Genomic DNA, 534 nt, shown 5'->3' with positions numbered 1-534 from the left:
GTTGTTGGATTGTAGTTGACATTTCCGTATTTACCTCTTAATTCCGTGATGATATTGGTAATGAAATCTTCATTACTGGTGATAGTCGTTACAAAATGCTCATCATTACCCAGCTTTGTTGTAAACGTTTTATTGTCAACCAAATTAGTTACAAAAACATCGTTATTCGCAATAACTCTTCCTAGATCATCAATCGCTACTGTAAAACGATTATTTTCAGTATCGGTGATAACCAACACATTATTAACCTCATCAATAGCAAAACTTTTAACTTTGGTGTTTCCTAAACTTTCCCAACTGATGTCCACTACGTTGTAGTCTGCATCATAGTAGAAGAATGAATTAGTTGCTACATCAAATCCTACGTTTCCGTATTTGCCTTTTAACATATCGACAATTGTCGTGATGAATGTAGTATTATCACCTAACTTGGTAATGAAATCCTGATTTGTAGCAATCTGCTCTACAAACGTTTTATTAGAAGCAATATCCGTTACCGCTAACTCAACCACATTTTGGTCTGAATCGGTAACA

At 34.6% G+C, this 534-nt stretch carries 1 pseudogene; it reads right to left on the bottom strand.

Annotated features, from left to right (window positions below):
• Positions 1-534 (bottom strand): annotated as a pseudogene (locus AWV75_RS19020) (hypothetical protein); the annotation flags it as partial.

The organism is Myroides odoratus (assembly GCF_001549985.1).
GTDB lineage: Bacteria > Bacteroidota > Bacteroidia > Flavobacteriales > Flavobacteriaceae > Flavobacterium > Flavobacterium odoratum_A.
This window is presented reverse-complemented; position numbering and strand designations above follow the sequence as displayed.